The following is a 590-nucleotide window of genomic DNA, read 5'->3' on the forward strand; positions in this document are numbered from 1 at the left end:
GTCACAGCCGGATTCAACCTGTATTGGCAGTATTAATTCAAATAGCAAAACTGCCGGTGGGTAGTGTTGTCTGGAGCAAAAATCATGAACAAGCAGTTATATCGTATTATCTTTAACCAATCTCGCCAGATGTGGATGGTGGTGGCCGAGATAGCGCGGGCCGGACGCGGACCAATGGGACGCCGCGCTCATCGCCCCTCTTCACCGCAGCATCGTTGCCGACTCACCGCGCTACGGTTTGGATTGTTGTTAGCCCTTGGCGGGATTTCGCTCACTGCGCAGGCGGCGATTGTGGCCGATGGACAGGCGCCGGGACGTCAGCAACCGACCATCGTTCGCAGCGCCAACGGCACGCCGCAGGTCAATATCCAGACGCCGGGAGCCGACGGCGTTTCCCACAATCGCTATCACCAGTTTGACGTGGATAAACAAGGGGTTATCCTCAATAACAGCCATCAGGCCACCCAGACGCAACTCGGCGGCATGGTGGCCGGTAATCCGTGGTTAGCCAAAGGGGACGCCAGCATTATCCTCAATGAGGTCAATAACCATAACCGTAGTCACCTCAACGGCTGGATTGAAGTGGCCGG

The 590-nt window shown here is 56.3% G+C and carries 1 protein-coding gene; it reads left to right on the forward strand.

The features are described 5' to 3' along the window. Positions 1 to 84: 84 nt before the first annotated feature. On the forward strand, positions 85 to 590 hold a 506-nt coding region (locus EAE90_RS23330; protein WP_214055460.1), incomplete at its 3' end, for a two-partner secretion domain-containing protein.

This window comes from Photorhabdus caribbeanensis (assembly GCF_018448885.1).
Taxonomy (GTDB): Bacteria; Pseudomonadota; Gammaproteobacteria; order Enterobacterales; family Enterobacteriaceae; genus Photorhabdus; species Photorhabdus caribbeanensis.